The following is a 20,093-nucleotide window of genomic DNA, read 5'->3' as shown; positions in this document are numbered from 1 at the left end:
CCTATCCCTGACGGACTGCTACCTGAATGCTCGAAAATTAAATTAAGGAACCGCCGTATACCGAACGGTACGTACGGTGGTGTGAGAGGACAGTGAGGGAACTAATCCCTCACTTCCTACTCGATTTTATCAGTAAAAAAGAAAAGACCATTACTCCGAACGCAACGCTTTCAACGGACTTGAAAAAGCAGCCTTCATCGACTGGAAACTAATTGTACCAAGGGTAATAATCAACGTCGCCAACGCTGCCAGTATAAACATACCTGGTTGCAGATGTATGCGATAAGCAAAACCCTGCAACCATTTTTCCATTATCCAGGCCGCCAGCGGAAATGCAACTATAATAGAGATAATCACTAATTGTAAAAAATCACCCGAGAGTAAAAATGCAAGTTGTTTTACGGAAGCACCCAGTACCTTTCTGATGCTGATTTCTTTCTTTCTCCGCTCAGCAGTAAAAGCTGTTAACCCAAACAATCCAAGGCATGAAATGAGAATGGCTAACCCGGCGAAATATTTTGAAAGGCTACCAATTACCTCTTCTGATTTATATTGGGCCTGTACTGCGTCGTCAAGGAATTTGTAATTGAAACTATAACCGGGATTGAATTGCTTATAGTAAGCTGCCACACGTTCAATAGCACTTACATCCCGGATTCTCACCATGGTTATGATGGCATATTCCGGCCAGAGCCGGAATATGTAGGGCTGAATTGCATCGTGCAGGGAGTTGAAATGGAAGTCTTTTACTACACCAATAATCTTTACAGGAACGTTTTCTGTATAAATTGTCTTGCCAACAGGATTTGTTAAGCCCATGGTTTTTACAGCTGTTTCATTTAATATCACCCCATCTTTATCAGTACCGAAATTTCTGCTGAAAGTTCGGCCCTTCAGCAGTGTCATACCCAGCGTTTCAGGTAGATCATAATTAACAAGCATCTGGGTAAACCTGATTTCATTGTCTTTATTCTTGCCATCCCATTGTATATGGGAATCAGGGGTTCCTGCCGGCATAATGATGTTACGCATCATACCGGACGCATTTATTACCCCAGGTATCTGTTTGAGACCAGCTATCAGTGCATCTTTACGTTCCATTGCAGGGCCATCTGCCTGAAAATAAATGACATTTTCTTTCTTAAAACCAAGATTTTTGTGCCGGATAAATTTTATCTGATGGTAAATGACCAGCACAGCAATGATAAAAGTAACTGATACTACAAACTGAAAAATCACTAACGCTTTTCTTGCCCATGCATTACCAGCTGTCTGTAAGAATTTCCCTTTTAAGGTAATAACCGGGTGAAAGCCGGTGAGGTAAAATGCAGGATAACTACCTGCCAGAAGTCCTGTAAAAAGCGTGATCAAAATTGTTACATAATCCAGGTTGAATGATAATTTTTTGCCTGTAATTGTATTAAAAGCTGGCAATAACAGTATGACTATTCCAATGGCCAACGCTAATGCCATAAAACTGAGCAGTATAGATTCTCCGAGGAAATGCCTGATAAGCGTTGCCCTTGATGCCCCGATCGCTTTGCGGATACCTATTTCTTTCATCCTCCCCGCCGCATTTGCTGTGCTCAGGTTCATGAAATTAATACACGCGATGATTAAAATAAAAATCGCAATCAGGCTAAACATACGTACATACGTCTTTCTGCTGCCTTCCTGCAAATACCTGTCTGCAAAGTTTCGGAGAGAGAGCTGGACCTGGAATGGCCATTTACCCAGTGCTGCCTGTACATGAGATATATCCGTGCCAGGTTTCAGTAGTACATACGTGTCAAAAGGACCAGTGCCATTTCCGGGATCTCCGGAAACTGGTATCTCATCTACCCATGCACCAAAGTTTAAAACAAAATCCATATGGATCGTACTATTCTCCGGCATATCACTGTACACACCTGTAATAGTAACAGGTTGTTTGAAATCAAATAGTTTCCAGGTAAGTGTTTTACCGATTATATTTTCAGTAGTGTGAAATAAGCGCAATGCAAGTGACTTTGAGATAACCATCGCATGTTTATCTGCTAGCACCTTGTTTTTATCTCCCTGCAGTAACTCAAATGAGAAAACAGAAAAGAAATCCTTCGAAACAAAATTGCCGGTTGCACTAATGGTATTATCTCCATCACTCAGGCTAAAGGGTTCAAACCACATTTGCGGTGCCATTGTCACAGCTTGTTCAATACCCGGTATCGAATGTTTAAGCTCCTGTGCTAAACCACCTGCAGTACCAGGCCCGGTTTCTTTCAGGGTACCTATCGGTTGTGTCACCATTATCTGATATAAGCGGTCACCGTTTTTATGGAAGCGGTCTGTTTGAAGTTCATCATGTATCCATAGCCAGATCAATAAAGCACAGGCAAGTCCTGTACCCAGACCAATGAGATGAAGAATAGTGGATTGTGGTTCTTTGATGAACCGGCGCAGCGTTCTTTTAATCATAAACTATTCATTTTGCAGGCTCTTCACGGGATTAGTCAGCGCTGCTTTTATACTTTGATAACTGATAGTTGTAAAGGTAATGAGCAATGTAACAACACCCGCTATTATATACACTTCTGCACCAATCTGTATCCGGTAAGCAAAGGTTTGTAACCATTTCAGCATTATCCAGCCCGCCAGCGGAAAAGCAATGACCATTGCAATGCCAACCAATTTAAAATAGTCTGCCGATAACAACGAAACAATATTTCCGGCTGAAGCACCGATTGCTTTGCGAATGCCGATTTCTTTCCGTCTTCTTTGTGCGGTGAATGCGGCAAGGCCAAATAGTCCCATGCAGGAGATAAGAATCGTTAATCCTCCAAAGTACCTGCATAGATTACTGACCCTTTTTTCTGATGCATACAAGGCCTGATAGTCTTCATCTACGTAGCAGTAATCAAACGTCAACCCCTGAAAGTGTTCCTCATACAATTGTTTTACCTGCGAAATGGTGACTTCATCGCTGCCTGGAGCTAATTTTACGACAAAGTTGGGCATTACCGGGTAGCTCTGGAAAAAAGCCGGTTTAACAGATTGGTATAACGATTCATAGTTGAAGTCTTTGGCGATACCCACGATCACCTTCTCCGTGTCCCAGAAGCGCACTGTTTTGCCAATAGGCTCTTTGAGACCCATTTGACGAATGGCGGTCTCATTGAAAATAATTTCGTGGTCCGCGCGGCTATCTCTCGAAAAATACCTGCCGGCGGCAAGTTGCACACCCATTACTTCGAGATAGCCATAGCCTACCTCAAGGTTACTGAAATTCACATCAGAGTTATCTACTTTGCCCGGCCAGCTCATACCACCTACGCCGCCATGATTACCGGTAAAGTTGTGATAGTAACTACTGGCATCCTGCACGCCCACCTGGTTTTTAAGAAGTGCTAAGAAAGAGGCCATGTTTTCGATTTTACCAGTTGGTACTTCAAAATGTATGAGGTGTGCTCTGTTATACCCCAGGTTCCTCTGCTGGATATATGCCATTTGTTTATAAATAACGAGCACTGAAATGATGAAACTTACAGACAATACAAACTGGAAGATCACTAATCCCCTGCGGGTTATGACTTCTCCAAAAGCAGTGCGGAGTTTGCCTTTCAACGCAACAGACGGTTTGAAACCTGATAAGTATAACGCCGGATAGCTACCCGCAAGCACTCCTGTTAGTAATGTAATGCCTATAAAAGAAAATATCAGCGAGGCTTCCGGCCAGATTTGCAATTGCTTGCCGGTAATGTGATTGAACACCGGCAGGAGCAGGATGATCAATACTATGGCAATGAACAGGGCAAGTAGCGATAGTAAAATACTTTCAGTCAGGTACTGTATGATAAGCAGCCATCTGCTGGCTCCTACTACTTTTTTTACACCCACTTCTTTTACCCGGGTAGCTGCTTTGGCAGTACTGAGGTTCATAAAGTTGATGCAGGCAATGATGATGATAAATAATGCGATGATAGCAAATAGATGTACATAGGCGATTCTTCCTCCGCTTTGACGGCCATTTTCATATTTGTTGTAGAGATAGGTGTCGGCGTATTTTTCGAGTATTAAAGAGGCGTTGGTATTTGGATCTTTTGTTTTAATAAAGTCTTTGATACGGGATTGCAGAACAGCAGGATCTACACCTTTCCCTGTGATGATATACGTTTTAGGATCGATGTTGGACCATTGTGTTAGTTCCTTTCTTTTATCGAGAAAAAGATTGTAGTCGAGTAGCAGATCATATTGTTCTGTTGCATTGGCAGGAGGTGCCTGAAATACGCCGGCAATGGCATAATCATCACTGAATTCACCCTGTTCCCAATGGACCGTTTTGCCAACGGCAAGCTGCTCCTGATGGAATAGCTTCTGTGCCATTTTATCTGAGATCAGGATACTGTGTTTATCAGCAGCAGCATTTCCATAGAGTACCCTACAGGTAAATACCTCGAAGAAATCTTTGCTAATGAATTGTCCGCCGGCCTTCAGGTGGTTTTCTCCGAAAGTCAGTATACCTGCGTTATTGAACCAGGAGGAGGGGAGAATGGAGGTGGCATATTCAATACCGGAAACATCATTTTTAAGTGATTGAGCCAACAGACCCTGTGTTTGATCCATGGTATGAATCACACCGTTGTCGTTTATGTTGAGGAGGACCTGGTAAAGACGGTCGTCTTTGGTGTTGAAGTGGTTGATCTGTTTTTCGTCTCTGATCCAGAGAAAGATCAGGAGTGCACAGGATAACCCAGTGGAAAGGCCCAGGAGATTCAGTAAGGTAAAGAGGCGGTCTTTTCGAAGGTTGCGCCAGGCAATGATAAAGATCCCTTTTAGCATATGATCAGTTTAGCGGATAGAGCTTGCCATACGAAACAAATGCCACACTTTTTGCGATGTCGTATCAGGGGAGTACATATCGTAAAATAAATAACATGTTCGTTTTTAGTACAGTATTTTGCCTGAAAATGAACAGGTGGTTAAACTTGAAGTGCCTGTGCTATGTGGACATACCAGGTGGCTTATTATTTAAAGGAATCCATCTTTCCCGCCCCTGCAGAACAACAGTATATAGGGTATTATTTTGGCCGGATCTGTATTATTTATGACCTTTCCGCCACCGTTAAAACCTCTTACCTTTAACTCATAATTCACATCCATGGCAAAAAAACTAGTAGTCATTGTACCTATGCCAGGTACCTTCATGCTCGACATAGCGGGGCCCTGCGACGTTTTCGCTGCTGCTGACAATATTCTGCACGAAGGTCCCGGCACCGAAGATACCGGTTACGACATTCTATTGGCTGCCTATGGAGATGATAAGACCGTTCGCACTAAAAGTGGTATCACCATGACCTGTCCCGTTACCCTGGACGAAATCACTCAACCCATCGATACGCTTATCGTGGCTGGTTTCCCTATGGCTTTTCTTCAATCGGGAGAAAGACGGCTCATCGACTGGCTCAAAATCCACTATCCCCGCCTGCGCCGTGTCGGCTCCATTTGCGTAGGTACCTACGCTCTTGCAGAAGCAGGCATCCTCGAAGGTAAAACTGCCACTACACATTGGGAACATAGCCGGACTTTCCAGAAGATGTACCCTAATATCTGCGTGGATACTAACCCATTTTATACCAAAGATGGCAATGTGTATACCTCTGGTGGAGTTTCCTCCGGGATTGACCTCTCTATGGCCCTGGTCGAAGAAGACTATGGACGGGAAGTCGCCATACAGGTAGCCCGCAAACTGGTGCTTTACCTCAGGCGACCCGGTTACCAGTCCCAATTCGCCAACCTGCTCCAACTTCACAGTGTAGCCAACTCCCTTGCCGGAAAACTTCGTCCCTGGATGCTGGAGCACCTTGATAAAGAATTAGGAGTAGAAGAACTGGCCACTCACGTGAATATGAGTCTTCGCAATTTCACCCGTGTGTTTACCCGCGAAACAGGTATGACGCCTGCTAAGTTTGTAGAGAAACTACGCGTGGAAATAGCGAGAAAATATCTGGAAGATAGCGATTACAGCATGGAGCAAATTGCTGCCAGATGCGGCCTGGGAGGAGTAGTCTCAATGCGGAGAGTATTTCTGAGACATATGAATGTGACGCCGGGTGATTACAGGCGAACATTCAGAACGTCTTTTTCTGACTAATAAGTACGTTTTAGAATCCAATAAATTTCTAACATAGCTACTGCATCATGTTCCTCATGATGAGGTGGACATTTATCACGCTAAAAATTAAGTTATGAGAGTCGCCATTAATGGTTTCGGCAGAATAGGCAGAATGACCTTAAGAGCATTGCAGGACAAGAAAGATGTGCAGGTAGTGGCTGTCAACGACCTTACAGATGTAAAACTACTGGCACATTTGCTCAGGTACGATACGTCCCACGGTAAATTTCCTGGTACGATCTTACAGCATGATGATAAAATTATAGTCAATGATCAGGAAATTCTTTTTCTCAGTGAGAAAGATCCACAAAAGCTTCCATGGGAGGCGTTACAAGTCGATGTGGTAATCGAATCCACCGGCCGGTTTACACAGAAAGAAGCCGCACAGGCGCATATCACCGCGGGGGCGTCAAAAGTACTGATCACAGCCCCCGCTACGGGTGGTGTAAAGACAGTAGTCGTGGGCGTAAATGATGAAATTATGGATAAGGATGATCAGATCCTGTCTACCGCCTCCTGTACCACGAACTGTATCGCGCCCTTACTTTATGTATTGGAAAAAGAGTATGGTATTACCTCAGGTTTTATGAGTACAGTTCATGCTTTTACGATGGATCAGATGTTGCAGGATGGTCCTCACAAAGACTACAGGCGGGCACGGGCTGCCACTCAATCCATCATACCCACTACGACCGGCGCCGCTAAGGCTATCGGCGATGTGCTGCCAGGCCTGAAAGGTAAACTGGATGGATTCTCTTATCGTGTACCGGTTATAGATGGCTCCATTGCCGAGCTCTCTGTTAATCTGATCAAACCGGCAACTGCTGAGGAGATCAATGATCTTTTCAAATCATATGCATCTACCAGTTTAAAAGGTGTATTGGAGTACACGGAAGAACCACTGGTGTCTGCTGATATCTTAGGAAATACACACTCATCCGTGATGGATGGTACCCTAACCCGTAGTATAGGTAATCTTGTGAAAGTGGTAGCGTGGTATGACAATGAAGTAGGTATTTCTAATCGCTTAGCTGAAATGACAGTAGCATTAGCAAAACTGACAGTGGATAACCTACAGACAGCCTGATTAAGTATTGGTTTACCTGTGGGGATTGCCATCCCGCAGGTAAGCTTCTATAGACATTTTAAATCAAATTGCCTGTTACCTCAGGGCGAACATTATGACGAAGCCTGCACAATCAGATTTGTCGCTAATATCTTTCGCTCAAACTCCCTGACCGGTTTCTTACTCTCTACCAGCTGCAGTAACATGCCCGTCGCTATTTGCCCCATTTCAAAGGCGGGTTGCCTGACCACCGTCAATGGCGGATGTAGTAACTCTATTAAATCTGAATTTGAAAAACCCACCAGCGCCATATCTTCAGGTATTTTTATTCCCTTCGCCTTGAACACCCTCATGCAATTTGTAGTCAACTTATCTGATGCCGTAAAGATCGCATCTGGTTTAGGTCTCAGCTTCAATAACTGATTCACCGATTGTTCCACTTCATTAATATACAAACCTGCAAACTGACTATATTTAATCATTGATTTCGAGGGTTTCATCCTCGACTGTGCCAGCGCCTCCAGGTACCCGGCCACTCTCTCCCTGCTGATACTGAGGTTCTCCGGTCCTGCCAGCACCGCGATATGCTTATACCCCTTATTCACCAAATGTAAAGTCGCATCGTATGCTCCCCTGAAGTTATCCACCATCACCTTATGCGTTTGCAGGTCTTCCACAATCCTGTCAAAAAATACAATAGGAAATCCCCTGTCATGCAATGCCTTCAAATGTTCCAGATTCTGTGTGCCACTACTTACCGAAATCAATAGCCCGTCTATCGATCGGGATGCCAGGTACTGCAAGGTCATCAACTCCTTTTCAAACGATTCATGTGTCTGGGAAATAATTACGTTATATCCCTTGTCCTTGGCCACCGACTCAATCCCATTAATAGCCTGTGAAAAAAAACTATTAGCGATCTCTGCTACGATCACACCAATAGATCTGCTTCGCTTTTCTTTCAGACTCAGCGCAATAGGATTCGGATGATAATTAATACGGGTAGCATACTCCAATACCAGCTGTTTCGTAGCTGTACTGATCTCATGACTGTCACGCAATGCGCGTGAAACGGTGGAGGTGGATAGGCCCAGTGCGTTCGCAATATCTTTTATAGTGGCTGCTTCAAATTTCATAACGTCTTCGTAAATATAATTTATTTTAACGTTATCTGGAAACGATCGGTCATATTCAATGGAAAAAACTCCTACATTAGTGTCATATTTACACGTATTTGAAAAACAATGACACCATCCACTTTTTGTACACTCATCCTGTGCTTTCTCTATTTAGGCACCCATGCACAGGATCTCGGCAATGGCACTTACCGAAACCCCGTTATCAATGCTGATTACTCTGACCCTGATGCCTGTGCCGCCGGTCCTGATTTCTACATGACTGCCTCCAGCTTTAACTGCATTCCAGGCTTACCCATCCTTCATTCTACAGACCTGGTCAACTGGTCACTCATCGGTTATGCACTGCTGCGTCTGCCTCCCTACGATCACTTTTCAAAAGTGCAGCATGGGGGCGGAGTATGGGCACCTGCTATCCGGTATCACAAAAACGAATTTTATATCTACTACCCGGATCCCGACTTTGGCATTTACATGATTAAAGCCAGGTCTGCCAAAGGTCCCTGGTCAGCTCCTATCCTTGTCAAAGAAGGCAGGGGCATCATTGATCCCTGCCCATTCTGGGACGATGATGGCCAGGCATACCTCATTCATGCATATGCCGGGAGCCGTGCGGGTATCAAAAGCGTTCTCACCCTTCATCATATGAATGCTGCAGGTACCACTGTGACCGATGCCGGCATCCTTGTTGCTGATGGCCATCCATCCAATCCTACTTTAGAAGGCCCCAAGCTCTATAAGCGCAATGGCTACTATTACATCTTCGCCCCGGCCGGCGGTGTCAGTACCGGCTGGCAACTTATTTTAAGATCAAAGAAGATTGAAGGACCTTATGAAGAAAAGATTGTGCTGGACCAGGGCTCTTCTTCTGTCAACGGTCCCCATCAGGGAGCATGGGTGACTACTCCCGCTGGTACCGACTGGTTCCTGCATTTCCAGGACAAAGATGCCTATGGCCGTGTCGTACATTTACAGCCGATGAAATGGGTAGACGACTGGCCGGTGATTGGTATTGACAAAGATGGTGATGGCAAAGGAGAACCCGTTATCACCTGGAAAAAACCGCTCGCAGGTAGCTCTCTTAAAACTCCACCTACCTCAGATGAATTCAATTCAGGCGAAATCGGTCTGCAATGGCAATGGCAGGCAAATCCTCTCCCTGTCTGGGGCATGTCCGCTCCGTCCAGAGGTGTCTTAAGACTTTTCTCCGCAAAACTTCCTGATTCCCTGTATAACTATTGGGAAGTTCCCAACCTGTTGTTACAGAAATTCCCCAATGACTCCTTCACAGTAACCACCGTTTGCAAATTCACTCCCAATCCAGGTTTAGAAGGCGAGCGCACAGGTCTCATTATTATGGGGTCAGATTACGCCTCACTTTCTATTCTCAAAAAGCAAAAGGAATTGCAGTTAGTTTACAGTACCTGTAAAAATGCTGACAAAGGCAAAGCCGAAAGCCAGCAGGTCATCACTACACTTGCTGATAGTACCTGTTATTTTCGCGTGCAGGTGTCTGCTGGTGCCCACTGTCAGTTTAGTTATAGCATGAATGGCAAAGACTTTACGATGATAAAGGAAACATTCGCTGCTAAACCAGGCCGTTGGATCGGAGCTAAAGTCGGACTCTTTTGTACCCGTCCTGCACAGATCAATGATGCAGGATATGCGGATTATGACTGGTTCAGAATAAAATAAAAGAAAAAGGGTTTGCCACCAGGCAAACCCTTCCGGAAAATCCGATGTGAAAAATATTACTTCGCTTTCAACGCATCAATTTCTTTCTGCTGTGCTTCCAGTTGCTTTTTCAGATCAATGATGTACAAAGTCAGTTCTTCAATCTTCTGCATTTGCAATTTCTGCATTTCACCGACATCCAGCCCTTCTGCCGCAATCTGCTTTTCTGAAGGGATATCAGGCAATTTGTGATTGTCCCTGATATGCGCTTCAACTTCCGCTATTGAAGGTAGCTTGTAGTCGGGAGAAAAAACGAAGTCTGCCCATGTCTGCGTTACTTTTAACTTAGTCGTGCCGATCGTACCATTTACTGCCATTGTATAACCTGCGGGCAAAGTAGTCATTCCGACAGCCAGGCCACCTCCTCCCAGGTATGAGGTACCTTTGGGATTAATCGCAGTTTTGACAGTATTGGTGGTTGTATCATACAGAAAAAGAGTACCTCCGGATGAAATCTGCGCGCGCGTTTTAGAATTCGTATAGTTACTGAATATATACCCGCCATTTGTAAACATAGCTATATTATTCGCATCTGAATACATGCTACCAGTCCCATTCATATAAAAATAGTTCCCGCTCATAGAAATGACACCATTTACATCCAGTGTGGTAGAAGGAGTGCGGTTGTTGATACCCACATTACTTCCAGATGTAATAAAAATGCCCGTTGCTACACTATTGTTACCATAATTCTGAATAGCAAAGGTGTTGCTTGATTGCAAAAAGCCCATACCTGCTACCCACTGACCTGCCCTGACAAACGATAAATGGAAACGGGTATCACCCTGATTTGTGGGTCTGGCGATCTGAATGCCCCAGCCATAGGGAGTATCATCAAACGAGTCCCCAAAATGGGCCTGATTACTAAATCGGGCTTTACTGGCTACATTCAAAGGAAATGCGGAATTAATATTACCGCCAACACTCAAACTGTTAACATGCAATGTATCATAAGCATGCAATGTGTCATTAGATTGGGCCATGGCAGTTCCACTTCCTGCCAAACAAAACAATAAAAACCATTTTTTCATATAGAGGTATTGAGGATTTGCGTGTAAAGTAATTTGTTTTCCCCATTTTTAATAACAAAAATCCAATGATTGACATCAACCGCAAACGTTTGCGTAAATAAATCCGTCCATTCCCTTCCTTTAATAAAATTATAGCTGTAGAATTGTTTCGGGGATACGGTTACGGTCTACTAATCTGATACAAAAACCAGTGCCTGCCTGTATTGCTGCTGTTGCAATGCTTATTCCATGTTGGATTTGATAACCCATTTGAAAAACACACAACAATTCGATACGTTATGAAAAAACTACTGATGTTTTGCTGGCTATTGCTATGCACTGTCAGTTGGACATTTGCTCAATCCCATGTAGTGAAAGGTAAAATCACAGATGCTACCACTGGTGAACCACTCGTCATGGTCAGCGTGCAACTCAAAGGCACCACTACCGGTACACAAACCGATGCCTCTGGTAATTTCTCCATCAATGTTCCCAATCCACAGGGTGTGCTCACATTCACCTACCTGGGTTATGAAGCACTCTCCCGCAATATTGAAGGAAACACAAGCTTGAGTATTGTCATGACAAAAGATAATAAGCAATTGGACGAAGTGGTCGTAATCGGCTATGGTGAAGTAAAGAAAAGAGACCTCACCGGCTCCGTTGTTTCTGTGAAAGGAGCTGAACTCAGGAAAGTACCTACTACCAACGTAATGGAATCTGTTCAGGGTAAACTGCCCGGTGTCGATATCACCAAAAGCAGTGGTGCCTCCGGTGCAAAGATAAACGTCACCGTTAGAGGTAACCGCTCTATCCGTGCCGACAATGGCCCGCTCTACATCGTAGACGGTGTACAATATCAAAATATTCAGGACATTAATCCCAACGATATTCAGAGCATGGAAGTGCTCAAAGATGCGTCCTCTACAGCCATCTATGGTTCCAGAGGTGCGAACGGTGTGATCATCATAACCACCCGCAAAGGTGCTACCGGCAAGCCGAAAGTAAGTCTTAACTCTTATCTGGGCTCAAACGAAGTAGCCGGCTATCCAGCTATGATGACAGGGCCACAGTACGTTGCACTCAAGCGGGAAGCGTACCACACTACCGGCCGATGGAATTCTGAAGCCGATGACGCGCTCATCTTCAATGCTGCCGAAGTCAACGCTATTCAGAATAATCTTTGGACTAATTACGCTGACCTGCTTATTCATAATGGCTTACAACAGGACTACCAGGTAGGTGTAACCGGAGGCTCCGATAAAACCAAAGTTTATTTTTCCCTCGACTACTTCGATGAAAAGGGTATATTGAAGCTGGATCGTACACGTCGGTACAGTGCCCGTCTGAATATTGATCAGACTATCAGCAATACCCTGAAAGCCGGTATGCAAAGCCAGGTGACCTACTATGATCAGAATGCACGCCGTGACCCTTTAAACCAGGCGAACAAGATCGTACCCCTCAACGGGCCATACGATGCAGACGGCAACTTCGTGCTATTCCCTAACAATGGCTCTGCCATTAATCCGCTGGCAGATGAACAGCCTAACATTTATCAGAACAACGCCCGTGTTACAAGGACATTTATCAATGCTTACGTAGAGCTAACACCGCTCAAAGGTTTGTCCCTCCGCTCTAACCTGGGCGTGACGTTGGACAACGCCCGGCAGGGTATCTTTGCTGCTAAAAATTCCATTGACAGGTCTACTGCCTCTACCTCCCGTTCCCAGTACAACACAGGTGCGCAGCGCTACCTTAGCTGGGAAAACGTAGCCAACTATTCACACCAGTTCGGACAGCATACCATTGGTATCACCGGTGTAGCCAGCTTGCTCTCCGATCAGCGTGATTCGAGTTTTCTTCAGGGTGAAGGCCAGCTGTTACCCTCGCAACTTTATTATGCACTCGCGAATAGCGTAAGTGGTATCGCCGTTCGCACAAACTACCTCTCCAGTAAACTCATTTCCTTCACCGGACGTGTGAATTACAATTACAAAGGTAAGTATTTACTTTCCCTCACAGGTCGCTCCGATGGATCTTCCAAGCTGGCTCCCGGCAATAAATGGGCATTCTTTCCATCTGCCGCAGCTGCCTGGAGGATCAGTGATGAATCGTTTATGCACGGGCAGAAGGTATTCAGCGATCTGAAGCTACGTGCCAGTTACGGTATAGCTGGTAATGATGCAGTGTCTCCTTACTCAACTGCCAGTTACCTGAGCAAGATTCCTTTCTCCTATGATGATACCAATGCTGCCCTCGCCTATGGCATCGGCAGCCAGATCGGGAACAGGGGATTGAAATGGGAACTCTCTGCTACCACAGATGTGGGCCTTGATTTTAGTGTACTCAATGGCAGGGTAGGCGCTACCGTCGATTACTACGATACACGTACCAAAGATCTGCTGCTGCAAAGGACATTACCATCTTCCTCAGGTGTGACCACTGTGATCCAGAATATTGGGAAGACCCGCAACAGGGGTATTGAAATAGGTCTGAATACCACCAATATCAGTACCAGCAAACTGACCTGGACTTCTAACATCACCTTCTCTAAAAACAAAGAAGAGATCGTAGCACTGGCAGACGCTAAAACCAACGATGTAGCCAACGGCTGGTTCATTGGTTACCCTGTAAAAGTTTATTATGATTATCAGAAGCTGGGTATCTGGCAGACAGATGAAGCTACAGAAGCGGCTAAATTCGGCTACAAACCCGGAGATATCAAAGTAAGAGATCTCAATGGTGATGGTGCCCTCAATACGCAGGACAGGATGGTACTGGGCAGACAGGTTCCTACCTGGAGCGGAGGTTTTAACAACGATATCCGCTTCGCCAACTTCGACCTGAACATCTATGTTTTTGCGCGCATAGGACAATATATTTATTCGGAATACGCTGCCAAGTTCGATCCGCAGGGCCTTGAAAACAGTGCTCCCTTAGATTACTGGACGCCGGATCATGCTACTAACGCCTATCCAAGACCGAATGCCAGCGTGTCAAAAGACGGTACGCCATTCATCAAAACATTAGGTTACCAGGATGGCTCTTTTGTAAAGATCAGGAACATATCACTCGGATATACCTTACCTGCAGGCGCATTGAAAACAGTACATCTCAGCAATGTCCGGGTGTACGTAACCGGAAAAAACCTGATCACCTTCAGCAAAGTGAAAGACTACGACCCGGAGAGAGGAGGAGACCTGAGCAACCCGCTTACTAAAATGTATGTCGCCGGCCTTAATGTAGAATTCTGATCCTAAAAAAAGTAAATCATGAAACGCTATTATATCCTACTCATATTACTCACCAGCTTTGCCTGTAACAAGCAACTGGAAGAATACAACCCATCGGGCCTGACCACCGATCAGGTATTCAGTACCCCCGAAGGATTTGAAACCCTTGTAAATGCCGTCTACACCTACAATCGCTGGTGGTATGGCAAAGAGGAAGGTTACAGCATCTCTGAAATGGGCACCGATCTGTGGACCAGCGGTACCGGTGATAAATACCCCGATATCACGCAATACATAAATTTACAGGCCAGCAATACCGTGATGAGTGGACTGTGGAAACAACTTTATGCTGCCATCAACCTGTGCAATACCGGGATTGGGCGTATTGACAAAGCGGGTTATACTGACGCTGTCAGGAAGACACGCAATGCGGAACTGCGCTTTATGCGCGCCTTCTACTACTGGCATATCGTTGAAATGTGGGGAGGTGTTCATTTTACCGTCGATGAAACAACAGGTGTTCAAACGACCGCTAATCGTACGTCCGTAGATACTTTTTATGCCCAGATCTTCCGGGACCTCGATGTGGCGATTAACGATCTGCCGTTAACAACGACTGACTATGGTCGTGCCACGAAGCCGGTTGCACAGGCTTTCTTAGCAAGGATGTGCCTGACCCGCGGCCTCAATGCAAGAGCTGCTGTACTCGCAGATTCTGTTATTAATAATTATGGATATAGCTTACAGGCAAAATATGCCGACCTTTGGAATATGAGCAACCTCCAGAACAAAGAAGTGGTGTGGGCTGTGAACTATATGAAGAATCTTGTGTTCGATGACCGTGTGGATGCCACGTTATATCCCAACGGTCATTCCCGGGGCGCTAACAATGGTCACCTGATGTTCATTATGAAATATGATGACTTGCCGGGTATGCAGCGTGATGTAGCAAATGGGCGTCCTTTTAACAGGTACATGCCCTCCCTCTTCCTGCTGAACCTGTTTAATGAAAAGGCAGATGCCCGTTATGCAGCCACGTTCAAACAGGTATGGTATTGCAATAACCTGAAAACTGCACCAGCTGGTATGAAATTGGGCGATACCGCTATTGTAGTCACTAAGTATGCAGTAAGCAATGCAGATACCGCTGGTAAAAAATATAGGACCTACGATAGAAATATGGTATACGCTACAGGTGGTGGAGGTAAAGACCGGACACACTATATTTCACTACAGAAATTTGATGATCCGACCCGTGCTTCAGTCAACGAAGAAGAAAGCGCCCGCGATGCATTTATCATCCGTCTCGCTGAGATGTACCTGATTGCCGCCGAAGCGCAGTTCAACCTGGGCAATAGTGCCAAAGCCGCAGAATATATCAACGTGCTGCGTAAAAGAGCCGCCATCGCAGGTCATGAAGCAGAAATGGTGGTGACCAGTGCTGACATTAGCCTCGACTTCATCCTGGACGAAAGGGCACGTGAGCTGGCAGGCGAACAACTGCGCTGGTTTGATCTGAAACGTACCGGCAAACTGGAAGAGCGGATTAAAAAATACAGCCCCGATCCGGCTGCTTACTTTCAGTCCTATCACAACCTGCGACCTATTCCGCAGGATCAGATAGATGCCGTGACAAATAAAGCTGAATTCACTCAAAATCCTGGCTACCAATAAACTGTTACAGATGAATATGAGACGTTATTTACTGGTATTATTGTTACCATTGATCAGCTGGATGCCAGCTGATCAACCCCGTATATTCCTGATCGGAGATTCCACGATGTCAAACAAACCCCTGGAAGATAATCCTGAGAGAGGCTGGGGCCAATTGTTTCCACAATTCCTGGAAGGCATAGAAGTAAAGAACTATGCCGTGAATGGCCGGAGTACCAAAAGCTTCATCAACGAACATCGCTGGGATTCTGTTTTAGCGCAGTTAAAACAGGGCGACTGGGTGCTTATCCAGTTTGGCCACAATGACCAGAAGAAAGAAGACTCCACTCGTTATGCTGCACCTCAGGGTGCTTATAAAGAGAACCTGTTACGCTTTGTGAAAGAAGCCCGGGCAAAAGGTGCCAACCCGGTGCTCATCACGCCGGTGATGCGACGTAAGTTCGACGACAAAGGCGTCTTTGTAGACCAGCATGGCGATTATCCCGGTGTGGTAAGAGCGCTTGCCGCCCAATACAAAGTTCCCCTCATCGACCTGCACAAAAGCAGCGAAGCACTCCTCCTGCAACAGGGGGTGCAGGGATCCGTGAAACTCTTTAAAACTACTCCCGCAGGTCACTACACGACACTCCCTAACGGCGTGACAGACAATACCCACTTCAATACCTACGGCGCAACACTCGTAGCAGGCCTGGTGGCAAAAGAAATACATGAGAAGCATATCGGCCTGGACCAATATCTCCGTAGAACGGTATTTGACGGCAAATACCGCTTTGATCTGCCAGAGATCTACGAACCACACTTCAGGAGAGACACGCTGAATATCCTCGCCTTTGGTGCCAAAGCGGATGGTGTTACGCTCAATAGCCAAAGTATCAACGCTGCCATCGATACCTGTAGCAACAGGGGAGGAGGAGTCGTGATGATCCCTTCGGGCTTATGGCTTACCGGTCCGATCGTATTGAAGAGTAATGTGAATCTTTATCTGGCACCCAATGCGATTTTGCAGTTTACAACGGATTTCTCTCAATACCCACTGATAGAAACAACGTACGAGGGGTTGAAGGCTATGCGCTGCCAGGCTCCTTTATCTGCCGTGGGGGCAGAAAATATTGCGATCACCGGTAAGGGCATACTCGACGGCGGTGGCGATGCATGGCGCATTGTCAAGAAAGATAAGCTGACAGAAAGCCAATGGAAAAAACTGACTACCTCCGGTGGTATTATAGGTGCAGACCAGAGAACATGGTATCCTTCCGAAAAGTCACAAAAAGGTGCCAGCGCACAGCAGCCCGGTGTGATTGCTCCGGGTAAAACGGCCGCTGACTACAACGATATCAAGGATTTCCTGCGTCCCAATATGATTAGTATCACTTCCTGCAAATACGTATTGCTGGAAGGCGTAACTTTCCAGAACTCACCCGCATGGTGCCTGCATCCATTACTGTGTGAACATATTACTTTGAGAAATGTATATGCTAAGAACCCCTGGTATGCGCAGAACGGAGATGGGCTTGACCTGGAATCCTGCCGCTTTGCAAGAATCGAAGGGTGTACATTCGATGTGGGTGACGATGGCATCTGTATCAAATCAGGCAGAGATGAACAGGGTAGAAAAAGAGGTGTACCGACTGCTGATGTGATCGTGAATAACTGTACTGTATACCATGCACATGGTGGTTTTGTAATCGGTAGTGAAATGTCTGGCGGAGCGAACAATCTGTATGTATCCGATTGTTCTTTCTTAGGCACTGATATCGGCCTTCGTTTCAAAACAACCAGGGGGCGCGGCGGTATTGTTGAAAAGATCTACGTGAATAATATCAATATGGAAAACATCCCTGCAGAAGCAATCCTTTTTGATATGTACTATATGGCAAAAGATCCGGTAGTCCTGTTAGGAGAAAAGAGAGAAGCGCCAAAAGTAGAAACAATCCCTGTTACTGAAGCAACACCACGCTTCAGGGATTTTCATATCAACAATGTGGTTTGTAATGGTGCTGCAAAGGCGATCTTCATCCGGGGTTTACCAGAAATGCCGATCAGTGACATTTACCTGAATAATATCACCATCAAGGCAGATAAAGCAGGTGATTGCATAGCGGGTAAAAATATCCAACTGACTAACGTAAAACTGCTCACTACCGACAATGGTAAAATGAATGTGCAGGATAGCAAAGCAATTAAAATGGCAGATTAACATGAAAAGAACAGGTTTAATTTTTCTCTTCTTATTGGCAGCCACCATTCAGAGCCATGCACAATCTGCTAAGATGGCTGCGACCGTTATGCGATTATGGAAAGATTCATTGCAGGAAACTGGTAAAAGAGCACACTGGACTTACGATCAGGGTGTAGTACTGGAAGGCTTTGCAGGTCTCTGGAAGAATACCGGCGATGGAAAGTACTTCCGGTTTATCCAACAGGGAATTGATGCTTACCTGGACAAAGAAGGTAACATCCGTACATACAAACAGGATGATTATAATATAGATAACATTAAAAATGGCCGTGCTTTATTGTTGCTTTATAAAGTAACCAATGAAGAAAAGTACAAACTGGCGGCTGAAAAATTAAGGGAGCAGTTGCGCAAACAGCCTCGCACAAATGCGGGTGGTTTCTGGCACAAGAAGCGCTATCCTTATCAGATGTGGTTAGACGGTTTATATATGGGAGAACCGTTTTATGCAGAATATGCTGCCTTATTTCATGAAGACGAGGCCTTTCAGGATATCACCAGGCAGTTTGTACTCATGGAGACAAACAGCCGGGATGCAAAGACAGGGTTGCTCTACCATGGATATGACGAATCCCGGCAACAGCGGTGGGCCGATAAGACCACAGGACGTTCTCCTAATTTCTGGGGAAGAGCCATGGGGTGGTATGGTATGGCTCTCGTAGATGTGCTGGAATATTATCCGGCAGGTCACCAGGGCAGAGACAGTCTGCTCCGGATCCTGCAACGTTATGCAGCAGCCGTGAAGCGCTACCAGGACCCTGCCAGCGGTGTTTGGTGGCAGATTTTAGATAAGTCAGGTAAAAAAGGTAATTACCTCGAAGCTTCTGCAAGCAGCATGTTTGTATACACACTGGCCAAAGGTATCCGCCTGGGCTACCTGCCCGCCAGTTATTTGCCAACAGCTAAAAAAGGTATGACTGGTATCAATAAGCAATTCATTCGCCCGGCAGCCGAAGGCGGTGTGAACCTCGAAGGTACCGTCATGGTAGGAGGCCTTGGCGGCGATCCTTACAGGGATGGCAGCTATGAATACTACCTCAGTGAAAAAGTCATTCAGAACGATCCCAAAGGTGTTGGCGCCTATATGCAGGCTGCCAATGAAATGGACCAGCTGGCTATTCCCAAAACAGGGAAGGGACTCACCATCACGATTGATAACTTCTTCAATCATGAACTAAAAAGTGATGGTACTATCTGGCACTATGTATGGGATGAAATGGATAATGGCGGTTATTCGCTCTGGGGCGAGATCTTTCGCAACAAAGGTGTACATACTGCTATGCTGCCGGAAGCGCCGACAGCTGCAAATCTTGCAAAGACCAATATCTTCCTGATCGTAGATCCTGATACAGATAAGGAAACGGCCAAACCCAATTATATGACCCCTGCTTATGCAGAAGTAATTTATGATTGGGTAAAAAAAGGAGGCGTATTAGTTATTCTGCAGAATGATAAAGGCAACTCAGAGATAGAAAAGTTTAATACCCTCACAGAGCGGTTTGGTATCCATTTTAACGAAGATAGCCGCAACCATGTGGAAGGCAAACAATTTGAACAGGGAGCATTATACCTGCCTGCGGGAAATCCTGTATTTGCTAACACCAGGAAGATCTATATCAAAGAAATCTCTACCCTCAAACTATCGCCACCTGCTACCTCCATATTCACTGATAAGGGAGATGTGATCATGGCTGTATCCCGGGTAGGAAAGGGTGCTGTATTTGCAGTCGGTGATCCCTGGTTCTACAACGAATACCTGGATGGACGAAGACTTACGCCCGATTTCGAAAACTATCAGGCGGCATCCGATTTGGCAGATTGGTTAATCCGGGAAGCAAAGAAGTAAGTGACAG

11 protein-coding genes are annotated in these 20,093 nt (G+C 45.5%); 7 read left to right on the top strand and 4 right to left on the bottom strand.

The annotated features are described in order from the left end of the window. Positions 1 to 150 precede the first annotated feature (150 nt). On the bottom strand, positions 151 to 2,454 hold the full coding sequence (locus ABDW33_RS27705) for an ABC transporter permease (protein WP_343693357.1): 2,304 nt from the start codon (positions 2,452 to 2,454) through the stop codon (positions 151 to 153). Positions 2,455 to 2,457: 3 nt separating this feature from the next. Continuing rightward, entirely contained in the window at positions 2,458 to 4,815 is a 2,358-nt protein-coding gene (locus ABDW33_RS27700) for an ABC transporter permease (RefSeq protein ID WP_343693356.1), read from the bottom strand. A 319-nt stretch (positions 4,816 to 5,134) separates the two neighbouring features. Between ABDW33_RS27700 and ABDW33_RS27695 the strand changes: the two genes are divergently transcribed. Together ABDW33_RS27695 and gap are read left to right on the top strand one after the other, a co-directional pair. Beyond that, a complete protein-coding gene (locus ABDW33_RS27695; protein WP_343693355.1) occupies positions 5,135 to 6,127 on the top strand; it encodes a GlxA family transcriptional regulator in 993 nt (330 codons plus the stop codon). 94 nt (positions 6,128 to 6,221) lie between these two features. Continuing rightward, complete coding sequence (gene gap, locus ABDW33_RS27690) at positions 6,222 to 7,235, top strand: type I glyceraldehyde-3-phosphate dehydrogenase (protein WP_343693354.1); 1,014 nt, start codon at positions 6,222 to 6,224, stop codon at positions 7,233 to 7,235. Positions 7,236 to 7,327: 92 nt separating this feature from the next. Here gap and ABDW33_RS27685 read toward each other — a convergent pair whose 3' ends face one another. Then, on the bottom strand, positions 7,328 to 8,350 hold the full coding sequence (locus ABDW33_RS27685) for a LacI family DNA-binding transcriptional regulator (RefSeq protein ID WP_343693353.1): 1,023 nt from the start codon (positions 8,348 to 8,350) through the stop codon (positions 7,328 to 7,330). Between the two features lie 108 nt (positions 8,351 to 8,458). Here ABDW33_RS27685 and ABDW33_RS27680 point away from each other — a divergent pair, with 108 nt between their 5' ends. Beyond that, positions 8,459 to 10,045, top strand: coding sequence for a glycoside hydrolase 43 family protein (locus ABDW33_RS27680; protein WP_343693352.1), 1,587 nt, complete (start codon positions 8,459 to 8,461; stop codon positions 10,043 to 10,045). 56 nt (positions 10,046 to 10,101) lie between these two features. Here ABDW33_RS27680 and ABDW33_RS27675 read toward each other — a convergent pair whose 3' ends face one another. Then, positions 10,102 to 11,115 (bottom strand): hypothetical protein, encoded by a 1,014-nt coding sequence (locus ABDW33_RS27675; protein ID WP_343693351.1) that lies wholly within the window; start codon positions 11,113 to 11,115, stop codon positions 10,102 to 10,104. A 278-nt stretch (positions 11,116 to 11,393) separates the two neighbouring features. Here ABDW33_RS27675 and ABDW33_RS27670 point away from each other — a divergent pair, with 278 nt between their 5' ends. Genes ABDW33_RS27670 through ABDW33_RS27655 form a run of 4 tightly spaced genes read left to right on the top strand, consistent with a single transcriptional unit; the run spans position 11,394 to position 20,086 of the window. Beyond that, positions 11,394 to 14,351 carry a TonB-dependent receptor gene (locus ABDW33_RS27670; RefSeq protein WP_343693350.1) on the top strand — a complete coding sequence of 986 codons (2,958 nt, stop codon included), beginning with the start codon at positions 11,394 to 11,396 and terminating at the stop codon, positions 14,349 to 14,351. 18 nt (positions 14,352 to 14,369) lie between these two features. Then, positions 14,370 to 16,004, top strand: coding sequence for a RagB/SusD family nutrient uptake outer membrane protein (locus ABDW33_RS27665; protein ID WP_343693349.1), 1,635 nt, complete (start codon positions 14,370 to 14,372; stop codon positions 16,002 to 16,004). A gap of 16 nt (positions 16,005 to 16,020) precedes the next feature. After that, the gene (locus ABDW33_RS27660) at positions 16,021 to 18,201 is read left to right on the top strand and encodes a glycosyl hydrolase family 28 protein (RefSeq protein WP_343693348.1); all 2,181 of its coding nucleotides are present in this window, start codon (positions 16,021 to 16,023) and stop codon (positions 18,199 to 18,201) included. 1 nt (position 18,202) lies between these two features. After that, positions 18,203 to 20,086, top strand: coding sequence for a DUF4350 domain-containing protein (locus ABDW33_RS27655; RefSeq protein WP_343693347.1), 1,884 nt, complete (start codon positions 18,203 to 18,205; stop codon positions 20,084 to 20,086). The last annotated feature ends 7 nt before the right edge of the window (positions 20,087 to 20,093 follow it).

The sequence above is a fragment of the Chitinophaga sp. genome (genome assembly GCF_039596155.1).
Lineage (GTDB): Bacteria > Bacteroidota > Bacteroidia > Chitinophagales > Chitinophagaceae > Chitinophaga.
The sequence above is the reverse complement of the archived record's forward strand: the minus strand, read 5'-3'. Positions and strand labels throughout refer to the sequence as shown.

Excerpts from the sequence above, each read along its gene's own strand:
- ABDW33_RS27655 (WP_343693347.1), top strand. The coding sequence starts at position 18,203 with ATGAAAAGAACAGGTTTAATTTTTCTCTTCTTATTGGCAGCCACCATT.
- ABDW33_RS27665 (WP_343693349.1), top strand. The coding sequence starts at position 14,370 with ATGAAACGCTATTATATCCTACTCATATTACTCACCAGCTTTGCCTGT.
- ABDW33_RS27685 (WP_343693353.1), bottom strand. The coding sequence starts at position 8,350 with ATGAAATTTGAAGCAGCCACTATAAAAGATATTGCGAACGCACTGGGC.
- ABDW33_RS27670 (WP_343693350.1), top strand. The coding sequence starts at position 11,394 with ATGAAAAAACTACTGATGTTTTGCTGGCTATTGCTATGCACTGTCAGT.
- ABDW33_RS27660 (WP_343693348.1), top strand. The coding sequence starts at position 16,021 with ATGAGACGTTATTTACTGGTATTATTGTTACCATTGATCAGCTGGATG.
- ABDW33_RS27700 (WP_343693356.1), bottom strand. The coding sequence starts at position 4,815 with ATGCTAAAAGGGATCTTTATCATTGCCTGGCGCAACCTTCGAAAAGAC.
- ABDW33_RS27705 (WP_343693357.1), bottom strand. The coding sequence starts at position 2,454 with ATGATTAAAAGAACGCTGCGCCGGTTCATCAAAGAACCACAATCCACT.
- ABDW33_RS27675 (WP_343693351.1), bottom strand. The coding sequence starts at position 11,115 with ATGAAAAAATGGTTTTTATTGTTTTGTTTGGCAGGAAGTGGAACTGCC.
- ABDW33_RS27695 (WP_343693355.1), top strand. The coding sequence starts at position 5,135 with ATGGCAAAAAAACTAGTAGTCATTGTACCTATGCCAGGTACCTTCATG.
- ABDW33_RS27680 (WP_343693352.1), top strand. The coding sequence starts at position 8,459 with ATGACACCATCCACTTTTTGTACACTCATCCTGTGCTTTCTCTATTTA.
- gap (WP_343693354.1), top strand. The coding sequence starts at position 6,222 with ATGAGAGTCGCCATTAATGGTTTCGGCAGAATAGGCAGAATGACCTTA.